The organism is Chitinilyticum aquatile DSM 21506, assembly GCF_000430805.1.
GTDB lineage: Bacteria > Pseudomonadota > Gammaproteobacteria > Burkholderiales > Chitinibacteraceae > Chitinilyticum > Chitinilyticum aquatile.
Window position 1 is genome coordinate 93,757 of the sequence record NZ_KE387260.1, and the last position, 25,118, is coordinate 118,874.

Genomic DNA, 25,118 nt, shown 5'->3' on the forward strand with positions numbered 1-25,118 from the left:
GCCTGTCAGCGACTTGTCATATTAACTTCACATTGCGGCATTATTCTCGCAACATCGCTGTATAACCCCACCCGAGGTTGCCCCACCATGCCCGCCAACATCCTGCTGGTTGAAGACGAACCGGCCATCCAGGAACTGATTGCATTCAATCTGACCCAGGCCGGGCACCATGTCATGCGCGCCGATACGGCAGAAAATGCCAAGAATATCGTGCGCAACGCCCTGCCCGACCTGATCCTGCTCGACTGGATGCTGCCTGGCATGTCCGGCATCGATTTCGCCCGCCAGCTGCGCGGCGATGACCGTACCAAATCGATTCCGCTGATCATGCTCACCGCCCGCTCGGACGAACAGGACAAGATCGTCGGCCTCGACACCGGTGCAGATGACTACATCACCAAGCCCTTCTCGCCGCGCGAACTGCAGGCGCGCATCAAGGCCGTGCTGCGCCGCCGCGCGCCGCAGGCTACCGACGACCCGGTCGAAATCAAGGGCCTGCGCCTCGACCCGGTTACCCATCGCGTTACCGGCAATGGCGAACCGCTGGATCTGGGACCGACCGAATTCCGCCTGCTGCACTTTTTCATGACGCATGCCGAACGCGTGCACAGCCGCGCCCACCTGCTCGATCAGGTCTGGGGCGACCATGTGTTCGTGGAAGAGCGCACCGTCGACGTCCACATCCGCCGCCTGCGCTCCTCGCTCGAAGGCACCGGCCATGACGGCCTGATCCAGACCGTGCGCGGCTCCGGATATCGCTTGTCGGCCAACTAGCAGCACCGGTATCCTCGGCGCTTATCACCGGCCCCTCGCATCGGGCCTCAAGGCGTACATTTCATGGTCTGGCTGCGTTCAGTCATTTATTACCTTTTCGTCACACTGGTGGCACTCTTCACCGGCGCGGTTGCCGGCGTCGAATGGGGCCTGGGCTTTGCGCTGGCGGTTACCCTGATCAGCCTGTGGTTCCATCTCTACAATCTGGGCCGGCTGCACTACTGGCTGCAGCACCCGCGCGTGGACAATGTGCCCGGCAGCCTGCTGCTCTGGCAGGATGTCTTCGACCGCCTCTACGATCAGGTCCGCCATCAGAAAAAAGCCAAGGAGCGCCTGTCTGCCACGGTAGACCGCTTCATGAGTGCGGGCGAGGCGCTGCCCGACGGCGTGATCATTCTGGATGAATACGACCGCATCGAATGGTGCAACCCGGCCGCCAGCCACCATCTGGGCCTGAACCAGCTGGCCGACGTGGGCCAGCAGGTCACCCACCTCGTGCGGCACCCGCCGCTGCGTGACTATCTGAAAAACCAGGATTTCAGCCACCCGCTGATGCTGCGGGTGACGCGCCCGCAGGAGCAGGTTCTCTCGGTGCAGCTGGTGCCCTTCGATTCGACACGCAAGCTGCTCCTTAGCCGCGACATCACTTCGCTCGACCGCGTGCAGACCGTTCACCGCGATTTCGTTGCCAATGTGTCGCACGAACTGCGCACGCCACTCACGGTTGTCGGTGGCTTCATCGAAACCATGCAGGACATGCCCGATCTGGATGCCGGCACGCGCAACCAGCATCTGCAACTGATGCATGACCAGACCCAGCGCATGCAGCGCCTGGTGGAAGACCTGCTGACACTGTCGCGACTGGAGAGCGGCCAGCAACTGCGCGAAGAGGAAGTCGACGTGCCGCAACTGCTGCAGCAGCTGCTCACCGAGGCCGAGGGGCTGTCACAAGGGCGGCATACCGTGAGTATCGGCGCGATTGCGCGCGCCAAGCTGATCGGCAACCATGACGAGCTGCACTCCGCATTCGGCAATCTGGTCTCCAACGCCATCCGCTACACCCCGGCGGGCGGCAGCATCACGCTGGGCTGGGAGCTGCGCGGCGAACAAGGGCATTTCTTCGTGCGCGACACCGGCATCGGCCTTGCGCCCGAGCACATCCCGCGCCTGACCGAACGCTTCTACCGCGTTGACCGCGGCCGCTCGCGCAACACCGGCGGCACGGGGCTGGGGCTTGCCATCGTCAAGCACATCCTGCAGCGCCATCAGGCGCAGATGGTCATCCAGTCGAAACTCGGTGAAGGCAGCGAATTCGCCGTGAAATTTCCGGCCCAGCGCACACTGGATTAAGCTGCAAAATCACCCGTAAGCGGATTGCATATTATTTGCAATGCGACAGATTATTGCATCTACAATAGGCAAGCGCGGCTGGCGGCACAGTTTTTGCGCCATCGCAAAGGCTTGCGGCCGCTTTCGCCGCATAATTCGCCCGAACACTGATCAAACGGGGCAGGCCGTATCACCCCATCCATTCAACTGTCACAAGGTCCGACTTCCATGAGTAGAATTGCTGCCATCCGTCCTTTCGGCCAGACCATCTGGCTGGATAACCTGTCCCGCGGCCTGATCCAGGCCGGCACCCTGCAGAAGCTGTTTGCCGAAGATGCCATCGCTGGCGTGACCTCCAACCCGGCCATCTTCTACAAGTCCATCTCCAGCGATCCGCTCTACATCGAGCCGCTGAACGAGCTGAAGAAAGACGCCAGCCTGACCGCCGAACAGCGCTACGAAGCTCTGGTAGTACCGGACGTACAAGCCGCCTGCGACCTGACCATGGCCATGTACAAGGACAGCAAGGGCCAGGACGGCTATGTGAGCCTGGAAGTTTCCCCGACGCTCGCCAACGACGCGCAAGGCACCATCGACAACGCCAAGCGTCTGTGGGCCGCGATCAACCGCCCGAACGCCATGATCAAGGTTCCGGCAACTGCCGCTGGTTGCATCGCCTTTGAAGAACTGATCGCTTCCGGCATCAACGTGAACATCACCCTGATGTTCAACCTGAAACACGTTGATGACGTTCTGACCGCCTACATCCGCGGCCTGGAAGCCCGTGCTGCTGCCGGTCTGCCGGTTGACGGCGTTCGCGCGGTCGCTTCTGTATTCCTGTCTCGCGTGGACAGCCTGATCGACCCGAAGCTGGAAGCCATCGGCAGCGAAGAAGCACTGACCCTGCGTGGCAAGGTTGCCAAGTCCTTCGTCAAGGTCGCCTACCAGCACTACAAGAAGCTGTTCCACGGCACCCGCTTCGAAGCACTGAAGGCTCTGGGCGCTCATCCGCAACGCCTGCTGTGGGCGTCCACCGGCACCAAGAACAAGGCTTACAGCGACGTGATGTACGTGGCTGACCTGATCGGCCCGGAAACCGTGAACACCGTTCCGGATGCAACGCTGGACCTGTTCCGTGACCATGGTGTTGCTGCCAACACGCTGGACACCAACATCGACGACGCCGTTGCCGTTCTGGCTACTGTTCGCAAGCTGGGTATCAACTACAACCTGGCCGGCGAACAACTGCAACAGGAAGGCCTGAAGCAATTCGACGAAGCCTTCGCCAAGCTGATGGAACTGACCAAGTAATTCCGGTCCAGCCCAAGAAAAACCCGCAGCCTGCTGCGGGTTTTTTGTTGCCCAACTTTACGCAACACCAGTTACCCCGAAGCTGAAACCGGGCGAAACTAATGGGTATACTCTCACAGCCTTTGCAAAACAAAGCCTAGCGAGAAATACCCACCAATGCACTCTCGCAACACGGCTTGTCGCAGCGACCAGTCAAAGCACGCCAATCATCGAGAAGGATTCGTCATGGAAATGCTGAGGAAACTGTTCCAGCGCCCATTTATCCGCCGCTGGGTACTCGCCAGCCGTGAAGCGGGCGTCTGCCTCGGACTTGGTGCACGCGACGCCATCCGCCCGCGCCTGTTGCTGCCCTCGATCCTGCTGATCTTCATCGCCACCGCGATCATGATCTGGATCTATTACAGCGCCCCGGTGGAGATTGCCGGGCTGAGCGGAATCATGGGGCTCTGCGCGGTGCTTGGTGGCGGCGTCACCTGGGCTGGCGGCAATATGGGTAGCTCGATCAACGGGTTCGCATTCTTGCAGCTGGCATGGCTGTTAATCCTGATCGGCGCGGCATCAGCAATCTTCTACGTGCTGCTGTTTGCCTTCGGCACCCTGTGCCTGGTACTGCTGGCCTTGCCGGTCACCATGCTGCCGCGCGCGCTGCGTCAGGTACTGCTGCGCTATCCCGCCCCCTTTGCCAGCCTGCCCGACTGCATGGCATTCAACGGCAAGCACCTGGCCAAACAGCTTGGCTGGATTTTACTGATCCTGCTGTTCTGTTTTCTGCTGCCTGTGGCGTCCTGGTTTGTTCTGCTCACCATCATGGCCATGCTGAATTTGCTGCTGCTGTATGGCGCCGTGATCCGGGCGCTGCCCGAAACCCGCGCAGCCCTGCTGGCGGTGCGCTGGCGCTGGCGCCCCATGTTGCTGATCGGGCTGCTTCTGCTGGTTCTGGCCTTGATTCCGGTACTCAACTTGCTGGCCCCCGCGCTGATGTGCACGACGATGGCGCATCTGGCTTGTCGCGACAACCGTTATTGCTTTCTTGGAAAAGAGGCATAGGCAAATCCACGCAGCGAGGAAGCCCCTTTCACGCCGGACGCTGGTGCATGTGGCATGTGGCACGCAGCAGGCAGTCGCATGCGAACGAAATTTCGCGGTAACTGATTGCCACCTCACGACGAACACATCCTGCCGGGCTTTGGCCCGCGTGATCCCGAACGGCGCCATGCCAGTGACGATTGCGCATTACAGCGCTACGCCATACGCGGAAAAAGATCATACCCACTAAACAGGTAATGACATGCAGTACAGTCAGCGCACTCGCGGCGCGCGCCCAGCCAAACCTGCAAATCAGCCGGGCATGAAAAAACGGGCAGGTCTTGCGACCTGCCCGTCAGCGGGATTATTCATCCCGGTATGTCATCCGTTCTTGCTTATTGCAGCTTGGCAACCGGCTTGTTCGGATATTCCTGGCTTACTGCGTACTGCTTGCCGTTGATGGTCACGATGTAGTTGCTCGGACCGGAAATCGGCAGGTGGTAGTTCAGGGTGATGTCGATGCTTGCACCCGGGGCGATGGACTGCCAGGACGGGATGGCAAACTCGGCAGTGTGGAAGTCACCCTTGAAGCCGCCAACGTTGTTGCCAGTATGCTCGGTAGCAACGGTCTTCAGGCCGGCACCGGACTGATCGGTCATTGCGCCCGGAGCGGATACCGGATACTGGAAGCGGATCTTGGTGCCACCCGGGATAGCCTCGGCGCCCTTGTTGGTGATCTTCAGCTTCGGATTCAGCGGATAGTTCTGATCGCCGAGCTTGAAGTCGGTCATATCGAACTGCAGCTTCACAGCCTCAGCCGGCATGGCCACCTTGGAGCGGGTTGCGCCCATCGGGGAAGCGGAGCGGAAGTTGGATGCCAGCAGCTTGGTCAGGGTCGAACCGATCTGGTATTCGCCCTTGGCAGCATTCCAGTCATAGTCGCCTGCCAGTTCCCAGAACATCGCACCACCGATGCCGTTGGCGTTGATCCACTCGGCCTTCTTCTGGATGGATTGCTCATCTTCAGTCGAGATGAAGACCTTCTTCTGGGCATTCCACAGCCACGGCGCAACCAGGGTCGCATCGTAGTAGCGGTCATACTTGCCAACCAGATCGGAAGCCTTCAGGCCGTACATGCCGAGGTAGGAACCGGCAATACCCTTCTCGAGGTTCTTGGCGTGCCACATCGGGTTGGAACCGGCGCCCATTTCGTTGCCGTTCTGATCCTTGTCATGCCAGATGTTGTCGATGCCCATGGCGCCAACGCCGCACTCGGTCAGGCCCGGGCCGCAGTTGGTGGACTTCGGCGAAGTGCCCCACAGACCATTGGTACCACCGACGACATCCTTGTGACCACGGGTGTAGTACGGCACACCCACGTTGATGCGACCTGCCGGCAGGGAGCCGCGGAAGTAGCGGTAAGCCCAGTCGGTATTCAGGTAGCCGATGCCACCGTAAGCGGCAGTGGAGTACACCGACCACTTGGCGAGTTCGGCATCCTTGCCATCGTCGAACAGAGCAGCGTTCGGACCAACGAACTCGTTCCAGGCGCCGTGCAGGTCATACGTCATCATGTTGACGTAGTCCATGTACTGAACAGCCTGGAAGGTTTCCATGCCGCGCAGCAGGTAGCCGGAAGACGGCGAAGCGATGGTCAGCATGTAGTACTTGCCGTCCTTCACGCTGGCTTCGTCCAGCTTGGTGCGCAGCACCTTCAGCAGTTCGCGGTAGGAAGCCTGCAGACCCTTCAGGCGCGGCTCGGACACAGCCCAGTCAAGCGGGTTGCCGGCCTTGGCCATGGTGGTCGGATATTCGTAATCCAGATCCGCGCCGTCGAAGTTGTACTTCTTCAGGAAGGCAACAACCGAATCGGCAAAGGCATTGATGCCAGCCTGGTTGATCGAGCCGTCGGCATTGGTGGTCATGGTGTAGAAGCCACCGGAATTCACGCGGTTGCCATCAGCACCGAAGTAGCCGCCAGTTTCAGCCCAGCCGCCGATCGACACGAGAGTCTTCACGCCCGGGTTCAGCTTCTTGTACTTGTTCAGCAGGTTGAAATGACCCTTGTACGGCAGAGTCGGATCCATTTCGGCACCAGCTACGCCCGGCCATTCCATGTCGGTGGCTTCGTTGCCCGGAACGGTTTCGTTCACGGAAACGCGGTTATTGCTGTCGATATGGGCGAAGGCATAGTTGATGTGCGAGAGATCACCCCACGGGATGTCCTTGGCCAGATAGGCAACCTGGCCGTTCTTGCCGGTACGCCAGCTGGTGAAGTAGCCGATGACGCGACGTTGCAGGCCATTGCCCAGCTTTTCACGACCTTCAGCATCGTACACGGTGCAGTACGGTACATTGGCAACGCTGGAAACCAGGCCATCCGGCTGACAGTTGCCGCCCGGAACCGTAGTCGGTGTCGGGGTAACGGTCGGGGTCACAGTCGGTGTCGGGGTAGCAGTCGGAGTAGCCGTCGGCGTCGGGGTAGCAGTCGGAGTGGCCGTCGGTGTCGGTGTTGCAGTCGGAGTGGCTGTCGGCGTCGGAGTTGCAGTCGGAGTTGCAGTCGGCGTCGGGGTAGCGGTCGGAGTGGCCGTCGGTGTCGGTGTTGCGCCACAGGCACCCAGATCTTTCCACGGGCCCCATTCGCTGTTGCTCGGCGCGTCGGTAGTCCACCACTTGGCTTCGTAGTTGCGACCGTTGTAGGTCACCTTCTGGCCGCCAGTGTAGGCAGTACCGGACTTCCATGCGGCATAGCAGTTGCCTGCAGCAGTCGGGGTACTGGTCGGGGTGGCCGTCGGAGTAGCAGTCGGAGTGGCAGTCGGAACCGGGGTAGCGGTCGGCGTTGCCGTCGGAGTAGCGGTCGGGGTGGGAGTGGCAGAACCGCCGCTCACTTCCTTCCACAGGGTCGGGGTCGAGGACGGAGTCCAGTTGGCGCCCACATAAGCGGTGTGGGTAACCAGAGCCTGGTAATCCTTGCCGTTATAGCTAACGACAGTACCAGCATTGTAGGTATTGCCTTCTTGCCAGGCCGGAGCGGCGTAGGCATAGGCAGCGAGCATGGCAGCCGGCAGAACAGCCATTGCTTTCAGGTTAAACGGGGACATCGAAGAGCTCCTCATCAAGTTATGGCGATAACCCATCATGGGCAACCGGCCCAGCCCCTTCTCGTAGTGCACGCCAAATCTGTAAGAATTCGGCGTTTATTACTGTGTGTATTGGACCTGTGAGGGGCTTGCTATTCCAGTCGCGAGTCAATTACCGCTGAACGCTGCAAGCTTGTCAACACGGATGTAACAAAGTTTTTGTCTAAGCTTTTCACCCTATTTCTTACAAAATAGAAAGACTACAGCCATTTAGTGCACTACATCTGAACGCACACCGCGACCACAAGAATTTAATCATTTTATTCATCACATTAAGCATTATTGAGCGCATTAGAAAATACACAATTAGCAGCTTCTTATGTAGGAAATTCGGAGTGTTTTTTCGTAGTTTCCGTGCAGAAAAAGTTCACTGTCATGCAGATCTAGTGCGAAAAAATACACAGCACCGGGGTCGGAATGAACAATCGCATCAGCACTAAAATTACCACATGCTTTCTTATATATTTATATTTGGTAATTATTTGTAGTCGACAGTAAGCTGCCGCCCGGTGCTGCGCCCGAGATCATCCACCACGGTCAGCGCAAAAATGCCGGCACGATCAGGCCGCCAGGGCAACCCTGCGCCACGGGCGGGCGTACTTCCCAGCAAAGCCTTGTCGGCAAACCAGTAAAGCGTGCGCGCATCGGCAGCGGCGGTTGCCTGCAGGGCAATCGTTTCGTCGGGGCGGTCTCTGCGCAAGGTATAAACCACATCGCGCAGGGGTGACGTGATGCGGGGTGGTGCATCGGGAACCGCAGGTATTGCCCCGCAGCGGTTGACTGGAGGAGGCTTGCGCGGCATACCCGCCTCCCTGAATACCCGGGCCAGATCGCTTGGCCAGAATTCGAATACCTCCGAACGCGTCGTACCGGCGATATAAGGCGGACAGGCCACTTCGCCAGTGCGGATATCGATCTCCACCTGCCGGTGCAGCGTACTGACGCGAATCGGCGATTTCCCCGGAATGAACCAGCTATCCACGGTGCGCGGGCACCACTGGTTGGGCAGGTCGCCACTGTCGGCACAGATGGCGACACGCGTCAGACCGGATGGCGGCAGGCGAGGCGCAGGACGGTCTGCGGGTCGCGCGAGCGGCAATGCATCGGCAATACGGAAAAACAGCGGCGCAGCCATTTCGACCCCGACCAGTGCCGGGTTGCTGCGACTGTCGAAATTGCCCAGCCACACCACCAGCACGTAATTGCCAACCACGCCAGCCGTCCATGCATCGCGAAATCCCCATGACGTGCCGGTTTTCCAGGCAATCGGCCAGCCGTCGCGCCGCGCGGGAGCCAGACCATCGGGGCGCGGATTCTGCTGCAGCATGTCGAGCACCAGAAAACTCGCCTGCGGTGACAGCAGCCGCGTGCCACTTGCTGCTTTCGGGGCATCCTCCGTCAGGCGCAAGGGGCGCAACTGGCCGTCGCTGGCCAGCATCGCGTAGAGGCCGGCGAGTTCCTGCATGCTGAGCTCGCCCCCGCCCAGGGCCAGTGCCAGCCCGTAATGCTGCTCGGACTTGAGCTGCGACACGCCAGCCTGCTGCAGCGTGTCGTAAAGGTTCGGATGACGCAACTGATTGGCCAGCCACACCGCCGGCACATTGCGGCTGCGCGTCAGGGCTTCGGTCGCATTCACCGGGCCGGCAAAGCGGCCGTCGAAGTTTTCGGGCTGGAAGGGGCCGAATGCCGTCGGCGCATCCTTCAAAATGCTGCGCGGATGAATCAGGCCCTGATCCAGCGCCAGCCCGTAGAGGAGCGGTTTCAGCGTCGAGCCGGGCGAGCGCTTGGCCTGCGTACCATTCACCTGCCCTGCAATATCGGCATTGAAATAGTCGGCCGAGCCCACCATCGCCCGCACGCCCATGTCGCGTGTATCAACCAGCATCACCACGGCATTGTGCACACCACGGCCGCTGACCTGCGCCAGATAGCGCTGCACCTGCCGCTCGACCAGTTGCTGCAGCCCGGCATCAATCGTACTGGTCAGCCGAGCGGGTGGCACACCCTCGCGCTGCGCTTCGCCGAGCACTTGCTCGACCAGATGCGGCGCGCGAAACGGCAGATGCTGCAGCTGCCGTGCGGGCACCGGCAGGGTAAGCAGCTGGCGATCAGTAGAGGACAGGGGCTTGCCGGCATCAATCCAGCTCGCCAGCAGGCGCTGCCGTGCCAAAGTGAGCGAATCGCCGCGCCCGGCGCGCTGGTTCGGCGCCTGCGGAATCACGGCCAGTGTCATCGCCTCGGGCAGGGTCAACCGGTCGGCAGGCTTGCCGTAATAGATCAGGCTCGCCGCCGCTACACCCTCGATATTGCGCCCGTAAGGTGCGAAATTGAGGTAGGCCTCGAGCAGATCGTGTTTGCTGTAACGCAGTTCCAGCCAGACCGCGCGCAAGGCCTGCTCGGCCTTCCCGGCCGGCGTACGCGTATCGAGCCGGTACATCAGGCGCGCGAGCTGCATCGTCAGTGTCGAACCGCCCTGCCGGTTGCCGCCGGTGTAGGTCGCCACCGCAGCGCGCACAAGGGCCACGGGGTTGACACCCGGATGCCAGAAGAACCAGCGATCCTCGTACAGCTGCACCGACTCGACCAGCTGTGGCGACATCTGCTCCAGCGGAATCCAGAGACGATAACGTTCGTCGCTGGCAAGCGTGAGGCGCAGCAACTGGCCGTCGCGCGACATCACCGCCGTCGAGCCGGGTAGCCAGTGCGACAAGGGGGCGTGTGGCCAGAGGCGAAGCAACAGCAAGGCCAGCAGCAGTAGCACGCACGGCCATTTCAGGCGATGAAAACGGCGCAGCCCGGCAGGGCTGCGCCGCAAAAAGGCCCGCAGGGTCAAGGCTTGATGATCTGCAGGCTGCGGCTTGCGCCGCGCGCCTGGATCTGGCGCTGGTACATCGCTTCGGCAAACGGCGCCGGGGCGGTGTATTTGCCGGCATGCGTGGCGCGGACACGGTAGACGAAGGTCTGCGCTTCCGGTCCGACGCTGCCATACAGCACGACGCGGTCTTCACGGGCATCCAGGTAGTCCAGATTCCAGTTTGACTGTTTGGCTTCACCGACCGGAGCCTGCCAGGCCGGGGGCCCGGATTCACCCTCCTCCATACCCTCATCCGTATTACCCTGCGGCGCTTGCTCCGCAGAGGCCGGGGCGCGATACACCACCTCAACCCCGCCCGGCAGCATGTCCACCAGCGCAACCTGATCGACACCTTGCTTGGCGGTGCTACGCACACGCAGGCGGATCAGGAATTCGTCGCCAATCTTCGGCGTTTTCAGCTCCTTGCCGTCCAGCGTGAGGTAATCGCGCGTAACTTCCATGCCCTGCTGCAGATTGTCAGCGGGTACTTTGCGGTCAAAGCCCGATTCGGCCAGCGCATAGAATGCGCTGCCCTCGCCCTGCTTCTGCAGGCTGACACCCGTGGCCTGCGGCGAGAGTGCCACCTTGCCAAGCGGACCGGACCCCAGCGCCAGCGGCACCGCACCGGCCGCGCGCGTTTCGCTGGCGGAAAGCACCAGGCCATTGCGGCGGGCGGCGGCGTCAAAGCTCGACAAGGCCAGCAGCAGGTAGGCCGCCGAGAGCGACTGATAATGCTGCGCCGATACCTCCTGCCCGATGCGTGTGAGGACATCCGGCCGCACCTTGCCGACTTCCGTCGGGAAATGCTGCGCAGTCAGGTAGAGCTTGCCGGCATCGTGCAGCAGCGGGTCGTAGTACACATCGCGCTCGTCCGTGTTGGCGATCTTCCGGCCTTCACCAGACCACGGCACGCCCTGCATCAATTTTGTCGCCAGCGCATCCTGCTTCAGCAGCTTGTAGCTGGCGGCGATGTAGGCCGCAGTCAGGTCTTTCTGCCAGCGCTTGGCGTAACGGCTGTCCAGCTCCTGCTGCAGGCTGGCCAAGAGGCCGCTGGTGGTTTCACCCATGCGGGTCAGCAGATAGATGGCGCGGGCGCGCTCGCGGGCCCCGGCCAGTCCGCTGCTTTCGCCGCTGGCACGCTGGGCCAGCCAGTCCTGCCCGTTTCTGAGCATTTCCGGCGGCACCGGCATGCCGCGCTCGCGCGCTTCCAGCAGATATTGCAGCGCATGCAGCGAGGCCATGTCGCTGCCCTGCGGATTGGCCGCCCAGAGACCAAAGCCGCCGTCGTCGTTCTGGCGCTCGCGCAAGGTGCGCAAGGTGGACTGGAACACTTTGAGCGACTGGCCACTGGCGCGCTCGCCCTCAGATGCGAGCAGCAGCGCCGGCAGAGCCTTGCTGACAATCTGCTCGGTGCAGCCATAGGGGTAGCCATCCAGATACTGCGCCAGACCATTGGCCCAGATCAGCGGTGAAGCGCTGGCGGAGACATCAACCTTGCGGTGTTCCGGATACAGCTGGCGACTCAATGCCAGGGTCTGCGTGCTGCCGGTGAAGCTGCCAAGATTGAGCGAGGTTCGATAGACCACCGGCGGCCGCACGCTGATGCTGTCCACCGCACGCCCCTGCTTGCCGCCACTGCTGGCCACAAAGGCCACCTGCGCATCGCCCAGCTTGTCGGTGGCGCGCACGGTCAGCTCGGCCACCTGCTCACGCTGCGCACCGATTTCCAGCACCGCCGGCCCTTTCACCAGCGCGAGTCCGGCACCCAGCTTGCTTTGCAGATTGACCTTCGCGGCCTGATTCATGTTGTTAAAGACGCCAACGCTGATCGTGAATTCGTCACCCGGTGCTACCGCTGGCGGCACGTTCGGCGACAGGATGAGATCGCCCTTCACGACGACACCGACTTCCTTGACGCCGATACGATCCGCCGTCACGCCGACGGCATACACGCGCAGCTTGCCGTTATAGGTATCCGGCACGGTCCAGCTCAGCGCCTTGCCCTGCGGGCCGACGTCCTGCATGCCGGACCAGTAGGCCACCGGCGGCTGGCGCTTGCGCTTGAAGGGGTTCAGATGACGGCCAAGCGCCCCCTCGGCATCCCCGCCCGGCGCAGCAGACTGCATCAGGCGCGAGAATTCCGGCAGCACCAGATCGAGAATCTGGGTGGTCTGCACGTCGAGCGCCTTCTTCTGAAAGAAGTGATCCAGCGGCTGTGGTGTCTTGAAGCGCGCCACCTGCAGGATGCCCTCGTCAACGGCCACCAGCACCATGCGGCTGGGCTGTGCGCTTTGTACCCTGAAGCTCAGCGTCTGCCCTGGCCGGGCTTCCTGCGGCGCAGTAACGGTGACATCGAGCTTGCGACGGTCACGGTTCACTTCGAACGGCACGACACCATAGGACAGCGGGCTCATGAAGACCTCCGTCGAGGCCGGGTCACGCATGAACTGCACTGACACATAGCCATTGCCTTCCAGCCCTTCCGGCACGACGATCTTCTGTACCGAGCTGGTGGTGTCGGCCTTGAACCAGACATGGTGGTATACCCGGTCACGCTCAATGGTAATAAGGCCTGCACCGGTATACGGTGCCCGGATGTTCAGGGAGATGGTTTCGCCTGCGGCATAGCCCTTCTTGTCGAGCGTGATCTGCAGCTCGGCATTGCGCTCCAGCGAACGACTGAGGTTTGCGTCACCCGCCACGCTGTACTCAAGGCGGTTGAGCTCGGTTCCCTCGGCGTTTTTCACGATCAGCGCAAAGTCGCCCGGCTCAGCGGTGGGTAACTGCAGATTGCTGCCCGCGGCGGGGAGGTTCAGCGGTTTTTCATCCCGCAGTACCTCTTTCTTGCGCGACTCGTACTTGTAGGTGCCATCGCCCTGCCTGATCAGCACCGACACAAAGCGCCGCTCGACGAACGCCAGCTTCAGGCCATCCACCGCCTGCGGCTTCAGGTCCGGCGCCACAGCCTGCCAGCTGGCACTTCGCTTCGCGCCACGGCCGATGTAATCGAGCGGGCCATCCGGCTTCACGCCGACCAGATAGGGTGCAGACGACACCAGCACGGCCGCTTCCGCCGCCACGCCACGGCCACTGCCGGGCTCGAATGCGCGCGTCGTCAGGTGCAGGCGATAGGTCGCACGCGCAAAGCGCGTGAGATTGAGCGCGAGACTCGCGTCACCGGCATCATTGGTCGTGGTGCTGGCCAGCTGTTCAGTCACCGGCTGGTCAAACTTGCCCATGGGCGTGAAGTGATAGCCCGGCCAGGCCTTGAAGGCCGGAATCGTCGGGCTCAGCACCATCTCACTCTCGACACGGCGGCCTGCGGCCGGCGCGCCGAACAGTTGCAGCACGGAAACCTGTGCGGTCACCTCCTCCGGCTTCAGCCAGCCCTCCGTCTTGCCCTTGCCCAGCGTTGCATTGACCTTGAGGCGGTCCGGCTCGAAATCGCGCACGGTAAACGTGCCGCTGCCGATCTGCTCTCCGCGCTGGCCATCTTTCACCAGATAAACGCCCATCTGGTATTCCCCGGCGACCGAGGTATCGCTGCTGGCAAAATCAACGGTATCAAAGCCGGTGGCATCGAGCTTCACCGCTTGCTTGTAGACCGGCAAACCGCGCGGATCGGTCACTTCGACTTCCAGCGGCAAGCCGGCCAGCTCGCCCTTCCAGCTGGCAGTGCGCACAATCAGACCCAGATGCGCGGTTTCGCCCGGGCGCACCAGACCACGGTCGCTGAATACGAACGCACTGAGCTGCTGCGGCGTCGCGGCGTTTTCAATGCCGCCCACATCAAAGCGCGACATATCGAGCAGGCGCTCATACGCCCTTGTCAGCGGCAGGAAGGAAAAATCCTCACCGCGGCTGGCCAGAATCAGCAGCGGTTCTTTTTCCCTCTGGTAATTCTTCAGCACCGGCAGGCGGGCATGGCCACTGGCATCCGTCTGCACGCTCAGCACCGCCAGGCCGTTGCGGCCGATCACGTCCACCCGGGCATCCGCCACCGGCAGGCCACTGGCAATCGACTGCACGAAGACATCCGTCGTGCCATCGGTTCCCTTCTTGGCCAGAATGCCGAGGTCGGTCAGCAGAATCAGGCGGTTATCGACCGGTTCGCTGGATTCGTTTTTCGGGCGGGCCGGGTCAAACTCGCTCAGCCGCACCAGGAACAGCCCGCGCCGGTTGCCGGCTGCGCCGTTGAGATAAGCCCCCATGTCGACACTGTCGTACACCGCCTTGCCAGGCTCGACGACCGGCAGGGTGCGATTGTCGACCAGCCGCTCGGTCAGGGTGTCGGCAAAATTCTGCGACAGCTCCGGCTTCGCGAACGAGCTGCTGTTCTCTACCAGATGCTGCAACTGTCCCGGCAGCACGCGGCCAATTTCCACGCGCACGCCCTTGAGGCCGCGCGCGACAAAACCGATCTTGCGCTCGCCCGAAAGCGACAAGAGCGCACCTTGCGAGAGCAGCTTCACCGTTTTCGGATAGGGCTCGACCCGGATCAGCCCGGCGACAGCCTGCCCGGACTGATAACCGCCGAACCCGGGCACTCCCTTGGCAATCGTCACATAGATGTAGCGGCCAACGGGTGCCTTAAACTTGAAGCCGTGCGCCTGGTTGTACTTTTCCTCGCCCGGAACAGAATTCAGCGGCAAGGCTTCCGCTGCGTCCAGCACCTTGCGGCTCACGCGCGACATGCCCCAGTTTTCCGGCTGCTTGCGTTCCGCCGCCGGAGTATCAGGATGGAATTCCGGCAGCAGCCACGCCTGCACCTTGCCCTGCAATGCTTCGGCTGCGACCGGCACATTGCTTTCGAACACCAGCACCTGTTCGGGCTCATAACGCTCGTTGTCAACGAGCGACATGGCCATATTGGCAAAGCGCAGCGAATACAGCCCAGGCACGGTGACTTCCGCCTTCACCGCTTCCGCCAGCTTGTTGCCACCGCTCGTCGCACGCACGCTGCGGCCCAGTTCCAGCGCAATCGTACTGTCCTCGCGCGGCACGGACAGCGGAGCGGAATGCACGTAGGCATTCACGCGTTGACGGTCAAAGGTGACGCTGAATGGCTTGTTGCCAGCCGCCTGCCAGTCGAGCCCGCTGCCCAGCGACAGCTCCAGCGCGTCCTCGACGTCAGATGCGGTTACCGGATGGCTGAAATGAATCTGCGCCACCAGTTTTTTCAGATTGGCATCCTGCGGATCCTGATAGAACCTGGCCTCGACCAGCTTGGCAGTGAAGGCTGCAGAATGGAATTCGGGTGCGTAATCAGCCAGCTTCACATCGGCTTTCAGCGCACCGCTGCGAGCAATATCCACGGTAAAGGTTTCGTCCACCGGCCAGTCGGATTTGGGCGTGAATACCAGGCGGCGGTCATTTTCCCACTGCCACTGGCCAGCGATGTCGGGCTTGAGCGCGATGCCCTTGCTCCTGTCGCTGTTCTCGAATGGTTTTTCGATCTGGTCCAGCGGCGCGACGGCTTCGGAAAACTCGATGACGAGCGGATTCGGGCTGGGGCGCTCGACTTCATAGTCGGTCGGCTCCGGCGCAGTCAGCTGCACTTCGACCAGCAGCGGCTTGGGCTGGCTTTCATACCACTTCCAGCCGTACCAGCCCCCCGCCGCGACAGCCGCACTGCACAGCAGCACGATCGCCGCAATGCGCGGGCGCGCCCGCAGCCAGCGGCCCGCCTGGCCCATTCTGCCCGCCAGCCAGGCAAGCCAGCGCGGTGCCTGCCAGTGGCCGAACAGGGCGGCAGCCAGCCAGGCCAGTGCGGCCCAGCATTTGCCAAGGAATTGACACAGGAACAACGTGCAGCTCTGGAGTCGCGCCATGATTGATTTCTAGCCACGTCAGTCGAATTTTAGAATTCTATGCCTTCTATCTGACACCTGGCAGATGAATTGCAGCTTCATGTGAAAAAGGGTGATGCGCTTCACCCGCAGCGCCCGCCAGCCGGTGCCATGCCGGCCTGCCGTGGCTGCGCCCTTCTGCTAAAATCGCCGGTCAATCCGAGGTAAACCCATGCTTATCCGCAAGCTTTTCAAATTCGAAAGCGCCCACATCGTGCGCAACTGCAGCTCGCTGCGCTGCAGCACGTCCATTCACGGCCACAGCTACAAGGTGGAAGTGCTGCTGGAAGCGAATGCGCTGGATAACGGCCATATGGTGTACGACTTCGGTCTGATGAAGGGCAATATCCGCGATGTAATCGATGCGTTTGACCACGCGATCTGCTACTGGGATCGCGACGATGCCGAATACATCCGCTTGTGCCGGCAGTTTTCGGCGCGCTGGATCGCCATGCCGGTATCGCCATCGGCCGAGCAGTTTGCGCGGCTCTTTTTCGTGATCATCGACCGCATCCTGCAGCAAACCGTGATGGCCAATGGCGAAGCCGACATCACCCTGCATTCGGTCATCGCGCACGAAACCGAAACCGGCTACGCACAGGCCTTCCGCGCAGATGCCTACAACCCGCGCATGGGTGAAATCCGTCTGGAAGACATCGTGTTTTCAGAACAGTGCCAGGCCGAATGGCATGACCCGGATCTCTATCGCAAGCTGCTCGCCGGCGAGCAGTTCACGAACCCGGTTCCGCCGCGCCAGATCGGCTAATTCGCAAGGTATAGCGCCAAGACCTATATATCCTGATCGCCAGAGCCCGATACCCACACACCCATCAGAATCAGCATCGCGACATAGGGCCAGAGGTCGGTAATGATGGCCGACAGGCCGTTGAAGTGCTGCAAGTGCCCGTACTGCCAGCGAAAAAGCGGCAGCATGGCAGAGAGCTGCGGCGTCAGCGGCCACAGCCAGCTCACCAGCGTCGCCGCGCACAGCGAGAGCAGGCCGAGCAGCGCGCGCCAGCGCCGCTGCAAGCGCCACAGCAGCAACAGCAGCCCGGTGCCGGCCAGTGCCCCGACAACCACACTGCCATTGAGCCAGGCGAAGAACATCGCCGGCTTGAGCAACATGCCGGCGAAGGCCAGCTTCACCAGCAGCCCGAGGCCCAGCACGCGGCGCATGGCCTGCGGCCCCTGCCAGGTATGGCGCACCAGCACCGACACATACAGCGCGACCCCCAGCAGGTTGAGCATGATGCCCGCACCTTCCAGCAGGCGCAGGAACAGCTCCGGATCGGCAAGCGGTGAATCAAAGGGCTGCGGCAAGCCGGCCGGCTCGACCACGACGCCGAGAAAAGGCTGCGAAGGGTCGAACTGGGTGATGAACCAGAACAGTAGCCACACCAGCCCCCATTCGGCCCAGCGGCCGGGGGCAAAGCGGTTGTGGCGATAAACGAGCCAGTAGCGCTGCCAGCGCCGCCCGCTCAGTACCGATGCCGCCAGCGCCCCCAGCAGGGCACCGCAGCCATTGCTGAGGATATCCATGTTCGACGCAATGCGGTCTGGCTGGAATTGCTGGATGAATTCCACGCCGGCAGAAAGGCCGCTGCCGGCCAGCACGGCCAGGACGAAACCGCGCGCACCGCCGCGCAGGCACAGCACAAGGCCGGCACCGAGCGGCACATAAGCCAGCACGTTGATCGCGTTATCGAACAGGGTGAAATAGTAGGGCAGCGGAAAAGTGTAGAAGGCAAACACCGGCTGCCCGCTGTAGTGCCAGTCGGTAAACGGATAGAAACTGACGATCAGCAGCACCAGCACATAGGCAAGCGTAAACGCCGGCGCCATGCGTGTCGGCGTAATGCGGCGGGCCAGATAGCTGATCGGGGGAAGCGAAGTCATGGCATCAAAAAAGGCGCGCCACCGGGACGCGCCTTTCCTTGACTCAGGAGATCAGACGCTTAGCGGGCAGTCTTGACCTGGGTCCAGAGCTTGTTCAGCTCGCGCAGCTGCTTGCCTTCCAGTGCATTGAGCTGCTGCAGTTTCTTCTGCGCTTCGGCATTCGGGAATACGGCGGCAATCGCCTTGATTTCCGGCTTCACGAACGCAGCAGCGGCAGAGTTCGGGTTGCCCGAGCCAATCATGTTGGTCAGGTCGGCCGAGTTCTTGCCGTCGAGCATGAAGTTGACGAATTTGAGCGCCAGATCCGGACGCGGCGCATTCTTCAGCACCATCATGTTGTCGACGGAAAGCGTGTTGCCTTCCTTCTGCAGCGAATAGTTCAGCGCGAAGGCACGCTTGGCGGCCTTGGCATCCTGCTGTGCCTGGAACATGTCGTTGGAATAACCATGCGCCACCCAGATATTGCCGACGGTGAGTTCCTTGATGTAGGACTGGGTATTGAAAGCAGCCCAGAACGGCTTGGCAGCCTTGATGGTCTCGGCGGCCTTCTTCCATTCATCGGGGTTCACCGAATTGGCGGAGAAGCCGTTGTACATCAGCGCGGCGGCAAACAGTTCGCGGCTGTCATCCAGTACGGTGACCTTGCCCTTGATCTTGGCGAGCACCTTCGGATCGAAGATCACGGCCCAGGACGTGGGATCGATACCCAGTTTTTTCAGCTCGGTTTCGTTGTAACCAAGCAGGGTGGTCGTGAACGAATACGGCAGCGAATACTGGTTGCCCTTGTCGAACTGGCTGTTCAGGAAGGCCGGATTTACATTCTTGGCATTCGGCAGCTTGGCCTTGTCCAATGGCTGCACGAGGTTCTGCTTCACCAGCGGCGGGATCGCAAAACCGGTCGGCACCACCACGTCATAGCCTTTGGCACCGGCCGACAGCTTGGCCAGCATTTCTTCCATCGAGCCGTAGTAATCCTGCACCACCTTGCACTTGCAGTCCGCCTCGAAGCGCTTCACCGTTTCCGGCGCGATGTAGTTGTTCCAGTTGTAAACATGAAGCGTGTCGGCAGCATGGGCTGCGCCCATGGTCATCATCAGCGCCAGCAGCAGTTTTTTCATTTCTTCGCGACCCCAGACAAGTTTTGTATGCAGCTCGGCTTGCGCCTGACAGGCAAGCCTACTCGGCCGGCGTCAAAGCCGGTTCGCGCGGATTATGCCACGCTTTGCCGGCCAAAAGCCGGACTGTGCATCGGCGTGTTGCAATGACGCCGCGCAGCTGCACAGCGAAATTGCAACACGGCAGGGAAAGACACTCAGCGCACCAGTTTCAGCTCGGTCCAGGCCTTGTTCCAGGCACGGCGGGTTTTGCCGTCCTGGTCACTCAGCTGCTCCAGCTTGGCGGCCTGTGCCTTGTCCGGATTGATGGCCGGCACGCTCAGCAGTTCCTTGCGGATAAACGGCAGCGCTGCAGTATTCGGATTGCCAGCGCCGATGCTGTTGGTGATTTCGGCGGCATTCTGTCCTTCCAGCATGAAGTTGATGAAGCGCAGCGCGAGTTCGGGTTTGGCCGCATGCTTGCTGATCACGAAGCTGTCAGCCGTCATGCCGTTGCCTTCCTTTTGCAGGCCATAGGCAATTTCAAATGGACGCTTGGCAGCCTGCGCATCCTGGCGTGCCTGGAACATGTCGTTCGAATACCCCAGCGCGACCCAGATATTGCCGACCGTGAGTTCCTTGATGTAGCTCTGGCTGTTGAACGCAGCCCAGTAGGGCTTGGCGGCTCGGATCGTCGCCACAGCCTTTTTCAGCTCGTCCGGGTTGGTGGAGTTGGCGGAATAGCCGTTGTAGCGCAGCGCCGCTGCGATCACTTCGCGCGGATCGTCCAGCACGGTGACCTTGCCGCGAATCTTGGCCAGAATCGCCGGATCAAAAACAATTGACCAGGTATCTGCCTGCAACCCAAGCTCTTTCAGCTTTGTAGCGTTATACCCGACAAGAGTTACTGTGAAATCATAGGGTACGGAATACTGGTTGTTCACATCCAGCGCCGTATTGGCAAAGGCCGGATTGATGTTCTTCAGATTGGGCAGCTTGCTCTTGTCCAGTGGCAGCAGGAGACCTTGCCGGGCCAGTGGCGGGATGCCGTAATTCGACGGGCCGATCACGTCAAAGCCCTTGGCGCCGGCAGAGAGCTTCGCCAGCGCCTCTTCCATCGAGCCGAAATAGGTTTCCTTGACCTTGCACTTGCACTGGGCCTCGAACTTCTTGATGGTGGCCGGTGCCACCGCATTATTCCAGTTGAAGAGATTCAGTACGTCTTCGGCGTGCGCCTGGCCGGCCAGCAGCGCCAGCATCACCAACCATTTCTTCATGTCAGATCCTCCGGGCAATCCAGTTAGTAGAAAAACGATCCAGAAACAAACAGGGCAAAACCAACAAAACAAAACGGCCAGCAAAGGCATCTACCCCTGCTGGCCGCCAGTATGGCGTCATCAGGCGCTATTCTGCCCGCAATGCATTGGGAGCAACCTTGCTCACGATCAGAATCAGCGACAGGGTCAGCAGCATCAGCAGGGTGGACACGGCGTTGACTTCCGGGTTGAGCTTCATCGGCACCTTCACGCGCGAGTAGATCTCCAGCGGCAGGGTGTTGGAACCGACACCGGCGGTAAAGAAGCTGATCACGAAATCGTCGATCGACAGCGTGAACGCCATCAGGGCACCGGCGATGATGCCGGGCATGATCAGCGGTAGCGTGATCTTGCGGAACGCCATGGCCGGCGAGGCGCCCAGATCGCGCGCGGCCTCGACCAGCGACTCGTCCATGCCCTGCAGCCGCGAGCGCACGACAATCGCGACAAAGCCGATGCAGAACGCGATGTGTGACAGCGTGATCGACACCAGCCCCAGCGTCATGTTCAGCATGACGAAGAAGATCAGCAGCGACACACCCATCAGAATCTCGGGGATGGCAATCGGCGTGAGCACCAGCACCGGCAGCAGTCGCAGCCGCCATTTGTACATGGCATAGCCGGCCAAGGTGCCCAGCACGGTGGCCACCACGCAGGTGACCAAACCGATCCCCAGCGTATTGAGTGCTGCCTCCAGCATCACCTCGTCATTGAACAGCATCACGTACCATTTCAGCGTGAAGCCAACCCATTCCGCGTTCAGATTGGAATCATTGAACGAGAACAGCACCACAATCGCCAGCGGCAGATACAGGAAGGCGTACACGCCAATTGCCGCACCCCATACCCAGCGGGAAACCTTGTTCATAACGCGCCTCAATCCTTCTTCTTGTGGCGGCTGCCCGCCCATGCGGCGACCGCTGCCAGCAGCAGCACGGAAAGCGTCAGCATGATCGACAGCACCGAACCGAACGGCCAGTCACGGCTGTCGAGGAATTGCTGCTTGATCAGATTGCCGATCATCATGCTGTTGGTGCCACCCAGCAGATCCGGAATCGCAAACATGCCCAGCGCCGGAATGAACACCAGCGCCACACCAGCCCAGACACCGGGCAGGCTGAGCGGCCAGGTTACTTTCCAGAAGCGCTGCCAGGCGTTGGCACCCAGATCCTGAGCGGCATCCAGCAGCGACATGTCGTGCTTTTCCAGATTGGCATAGAGCGGCAGAACCATGAACGGCAGGTGTACGTACACTAGACCGATGATCACGGCAAACTGGCTGAAGAGCAAGGAAACCGGCTCGATTCCGAAAATACCCAGAAAGCCGTTCAGTACCCGGCTGAAATAGCTCTGCGGGCCCAGGATGATCATCCATGCATAGACGCGGATCAGGAAATTCGACCAGAACGGCAGAATAACCAGCAGCACCAGCAGGTCACGGGTCTTTTTGCCGCTACGCGCGATTAGCCACGACAAGGGATAGGCCAGCACCAGACAGATCAGCGTTGTCAGCCCTGCGTACCAGAAGGATTTGAGGAACAGTTCGAGATAAATCGAATCCTCAAAGAAGCGGCCGAAATTCTCGAAGGTCAGGAAATCGCGCCAGTTCTCCGCCGTGAGCAGCAGTTCACGCGCACCGGTATCCGGATTGACGTCGACCAGCGGCACGAGGCCGCCATAGTCGCCGGGAAAGCGGAAGGCGGCAAACACCATGATCAGCGCCGGGATGGCAAAGAACAGCAGCAGATACAGCAGCGGCGGCGCGGAAATCAGCCACTTGGCGTAGCGCCCGCCCAGCCCGTAAACAGGTTTCGACATGGCGGGCTCTCTCAGGCCAGGATGAAATGGCCGGCATCGAAGCGCCAGGCCAGTTCAACCAGATCGTTGTCGTCGAAGAACTTGGCACGCCCCGGTGCCGAATTCGGCAGCATGGTCTCGACCAGCATGCCGTTATCCAGCTCGACGATATAGATCGTCACATCACCGAGGTAGAGGCAGTCATGCACGCGCCCCTTGAAATGTACTTCGTCGCTATCGTCGGCGGGCAGGCTGGCACCCAGCTTGATTTTTTCCGGGCGCAGCGCAAGGCAGCCCTTCTGGCCAGGTTGCGCGCCGGCCACCGGCAGGGTGTGGCAGGCACCGACCCCAGAAATCTCCAGAGTCATGCGCTCAGCGCCCACTTCCGTCACGCTGGCGTCAAGCAGATTGCACTGCCCGATGAAATCGGCCACAAAGCGCGACTTCGGATAGCTGTAAATCTGCTCGGGGGCATCAAGCTGCTCGACCTGGCCCTGATTCATGACCGCGATGCGGTGTGACAGCGCCAGCGCCTCACCCTGATCGTGAGTCACATACACAAAGGTGATGCCGACTTCCTTCTGCAGGGTGATCAGCTCGATCTGCATCTGTTCGCGCAGCTTGGCATCCAGCGCAGAGAGCGGCTCATCGAGCAGCAGCAACTTGGGGCGGTTGACCAGCGCACGGGCAATCGCCACGCGCTGACGCTGGCCACCGGAGAGCTCATGCGGGTAGCGCTTGGCAAAATCCTGCAGGCGTACGTCTTCCAGCAGCTCGGCCACACGGCGATTGATTTCATCAGTGGCTGCGCCAGCCATTTTCAGCGGAAAGGCAATGTTCTGCGCCACCGTCATGTGCGGAAACAGCGCGTAATTCTGGAAAACGGTATGCACCGGACGCTTTTCCGGCGGCACGCTGGCCACATTCTGCCCGTCCAGCACGATTTCACCGGAATCAGGCTGCTCGAAGCCCGCCAGCATCCGCAGCAGCGTGGTTTTGCCGCAACCCGAAGGCCCAAGCAAAGTAAAGAATTCACCAGCTTCCACCGCCAGGCTGACATGATTGACTGCGGTGAAATCGCCGAAACGTTTGACGACGTCACGGATCTCGAGAAGGGCCATGATTTTCCTCACGAAAAAACGGCGCCCATTCTAACAAAAACACCTGTCAAGGGGGTAAAAATCCAGTCTTTTTGCGGATTACCTGCCGATAAGCAAAGTTTTGCTCACGGACACTCCGCATACTCTGGCGTAACAGATAATGACAGTTTTCCTGTGCCGTGACGGTTATAATCGTTGCATGGCATACACCCATCCGACTCCATCACTTTTGACTGCGGCCTGAAATTGGAACTACGCATCAGCGTCACTGACCTGGCTTTCGGCTTGTTCATCACCGAACTCGACCGCCCATGGCTTGACACCCCGTTTCTCTTGCAGGGCTTTCTGCTGGAAACCCAGCAGCAGCTGGACGACCTCGTCGAGTACTGCCAGTTCGTCGATGTCGACCTCTCGCGCTCCAATGGCGGTCTGCAGCAATGGCGCCATCTGGCCGACCGCTACGCTGCGGGCTGGAAGGAGCACGATCAGTCCACCCTGCCCCTGCGGGGGCTCAGCGTGTCCCAGCGCGAAGCCCAGGTTCAGGCCGAGCGCCGCGAGCGGCTCAACATCCTGCGCGAACTGCGCAATTTCTTCAGTTTCTGGCGACGCCGTCACACCAAACTTGGCGGCAACACACCTCCCAGCGAAGAGCCCATCATCCTGTATGACGATGTACGCAGCGTCGAGCAGGAACTGCCCGAGGCCACCGAGATCCACCGCAGCGCGGAAGAACGGGTCGAACAGTTCGCCGCTTCCATCCGGGCCGATCTGCAACCGGGCACCGAAGCCATCCATGAAGTAGTCGATTCGATGGTTGACTCGATCGTCCGCAACCCCAATGCACTGATCTGGCTGACCCAGTTGCGCCAGCGCGATCGCTACAGCTACAGCCACGCCGTCGATTCGGCCGTATACCTGCTGGCTTTCGGCCGTCACCTTGGTTATCCGAAAGAGGATCTGCACAACCTGGGGCTTGCCGCACTGATGCTCGACATCGGCAAATTGCGCCTGCCGGACGAATTGCTGCAGCGTGAAGGCCGATTCACTTCGGGTGAATTCATGCTGATGAAAACGCACGTGCAGCACAGCCTCGACATCCTGAACCAGCTTGAAGGCGTGCACCCCGATGTATTCGATACCGTAGCCCGCCATCACGAGCGTCACGACGGCAGCGGCTACCCGATGAAGCTGCAGGGCGAAGCCATCGGACTCTTCGGGGCGATGGCTGGTATCGTCGACTGTTTCACCGCGCTGATCAGCGACCGCGCCTACTCCAGCAGCAAAACCGTTTACGAAGCACTGCAGCTGCTTTACAAATGGAGCGAGCGCTATTTCCATCCCGCGCTGGTCGAGCAGTTTGCACAGTGCATCGGCATTTTCCATGTGGGGACACTGGTCGAGCTGTCCTGCGGCGACGTCGGCATCGTCATCAGCCAGAGCCGCACCCGCCGGCTCAAACCCAAGGTGCTGCTGATTCTCGGCCCGGACAAGCTGCCGCACGCCAGACCACAGGTGCTCGATCTGATGAGCAACCCGACGACCATGGCCAATATCCCCATCAGCATCCGCCGCGAGCTGCCGCATGGCAGCTACGGGATTGATCCATCCGAATACTTCCAGGGCTGATTCTGC

15 protein-coding genes are annotated in these 25,118 nt (G+C 60.9%); 6 read left to right on the plus strand and 9 right to left on the minus strand.

Features of this window, described 5'->3' with window-relative positions; translation table 11 throughout:
• The first annotated feature begins 87 nt into the window (after nt 1-87).
• The 4 genes from phoB to H559_RS0115970 all read left to right on the plus strand — a co-directional run bounded on the left by phoB (nt 88) and on the right by H559_RS0115970 (nt 4,461).
• A complete protein-coding gene (phoB, locus tag H559_RS0115955; RefSeq protein WP_028453496.1) occupies nt 88-774 on the plus strand; it encodes a phosphate regulon transcriptional regulator PhoB in 687 nt (228 codons plus the stop codon).
• 63 nt (nt 775-837) lie between these two features.
• Nucleotides 838-2,124 carry a phosphate regulon sensor histidine kinase PhoR gene (gene phoR / locus H559_RS0115960; protein WP_051279640.1) on the plus strand — a complete coding sequence of 429 codons (1,287 nt, stop codon included), beginning with the start codon at nt 838-840 and terminating at the stop codon, nt 2,122-2,124.
• Nucleotides 2,125-2,331: 207 nt separating this feature from the next.
• Nucleotides 2,332-3,414, plus strand: coding sequence for a transaldolase (gene tal / locus H559_RS0115965; RefSeq protein ID WP_028453498.1), 1,083 nt, complete (start codon nt 2,332-2,334; stop codon nt 3,412-3,414).
• Nucleotides 3,415-3,639: 225 nt separating this feature from the next.
• Nucleotides 3,640-4,461 carry a hypothetical protein gene (locus H559_RS0115970; RefSeq protein WP_028453499.1) on the plus strand — a complete coding sequence of 274 codons (822 nt, stop codon included), beginning with the start codon at nt 3,640-3,642 and terminating at the stop codon, nt 4,459-4,461.
• A gap of 374 nt (nt 4,462-4,835) precedes the next feature.
• On the opposite strand, the gene H559_RS0115975 is transcribed toward H559_RS0115970, so the two are convergent.
• From H559_RS0115975 to H559_RS0115985, 3 genes are all read right to left on the minus strand, one after another.
• Entirely contained in the window at nt 4,836-7,541 is a 2,706-nt protein-coding gene (locus H559_RS0115975) for a chitinase C-terminal domain-containing protein (RefSeq protein WP_245579390.1), read from the minus strand.
• A 517-nt stretch (nt 7,542-8,058) separates the two neighbouring features.
• Nucleotides 8,059-10,395, minus strand: a complete 2,337-nt coding sequence (gene pbpC, locus H559_RS0115980; RefSeq protein WP_211230960.1) for a penicillin-binding protein 1C — start codon at nt 10,393-10,395, stop codon at nt 8,059-8,061.
• A gap of 14 nt (nt 10,396-10,409) precedes the next feature.
• Nucleotides 10,410-16,265 carry an alpha-2-macroglobulin gene (locus H559_RS0115985; protein ID WP_081413108.1) on the minus strand — a complete coding sequence of 1,952 codons (5,856 nt, stop codon included), beginning with the start codon at nt 16,263-16,265 and terminating at the stop codon, nt 10,410-10,412.
• Nucleotides 16,266-16,455: 190 nt separating this feature from the next.
• On the opposite strand from H559_RS0115985, the gene H559_RS0115990 reads away from it, so the two are divergent.
• A complete protein-coding gene (locus H559_RS0115990) occupies nt 16,456-17,049 on the plus strand; it encodes a 6-pyruvoyl trahydropterin synthase family protein (RefSeq protein WP_028453503.1) in 594 nt (197 codons plus the stop codon).
• 23 nt (nt 17,050-17,072) lie between these two features.
• On the opposite strand, the gene H559_RS0115995 is transcribed toward H559_RS0115990, so the two are convergent.
• From H559_RS0115995 to H559_RS0116020, 6 genes are all read right to left on the minus strand, one after another.
• Nucleotides 17,073-18,179 carry a VanZ family protein gene (locus tag H559_RS0115995; RefSeq protein ID WP_051279644.1) on the minus strand — a complete coding sequence of 369 codons (1,107 nt, stop codon included), beginning with the start codon at nt 18,177-18,179 and terminating at the stop codon, nt 17,073-17,075.
• 59 nt (nt 18,180-18,238) lie between these two features.
• Complete coding sequence (locus H559_RS0116000) at nt 18,239-19,297, minus strand: polyamine ABC transporter substrate-binding protein (protein ID WP_028453505.1); 1,059 nt, start codon at nt 19,295-19,297, stop codon at nt 18,239-18,241.
• A gap of 194 nt (nt 19,298-19,491) precedes the next feature.
• Nucleotides 19,492-20,550: a polyamine ABC transporter substrate-binding protein gene (locus tag H559_RS0116005; RefSeq protein ID WP_028453506.1), complete on the minus strand. Its 1,059-nt coding sequence runs from the start codon at nt 20,548-20,550 to the stop codon at nt 19,492-19,494.
• Nucleotides 20,551-20,677: 127 nt separating this feature from the next.
• Nucleotides 20,678-21,457: an ABC transporter permease gene (locus H559_RS0116010; RefSeq protein WP_028453507.1), complete on the minus strand. Its 780-nt coding sequence runs from the start codon at nt 21,455-21,457 to the stop codon at nt 20,678-20,680.
• A gap of 8 nt (nt 21,458-21,465) precedes the next feature.
• Entirely contained in the window at nt 21,466-22,407 is a 942-nt protein-coding gene (locus tag H559_RS20810; RefSeq protein ID WP_034641813.1) for an ABC transporter permease, read from the minus strand.
• Nucleotides 22,408-22,418: 11 nt separating this feature from the next.
• Nucleotides 22,419-23,507, minus strand: a complete 1,089-nt coding sequence (locus tag H559_RS0116020; protein ID WP_028453508.1) for an ABC transporter ATP-binding protein — start codon at nt 23,505-23,507, stop codon at nt 22,419-22,421.
• Between the two features lie 225 nt (nt 23,508-23,732).
• Here H559_RS0116020 and H559_RS20815 point away from each other — a divergent pair, with 225 nt between their 5' ends.
• Nucleotides 23,733-25,112 carry a cyclic di-GMP phosphodiesterase gene (locus H559_RS20815; RefSeq protein WP_051279646.1) on the plus strand — a complete coding sequence of 460 codons (1,380 nt, stop codon included), beginning with the start codon at nt 23,733-23,735 and terminating at the stop codon, nt 25,110-25,112.
• Nucleotides 25,113-25,118: the final 6 nt, after the last annotated feature.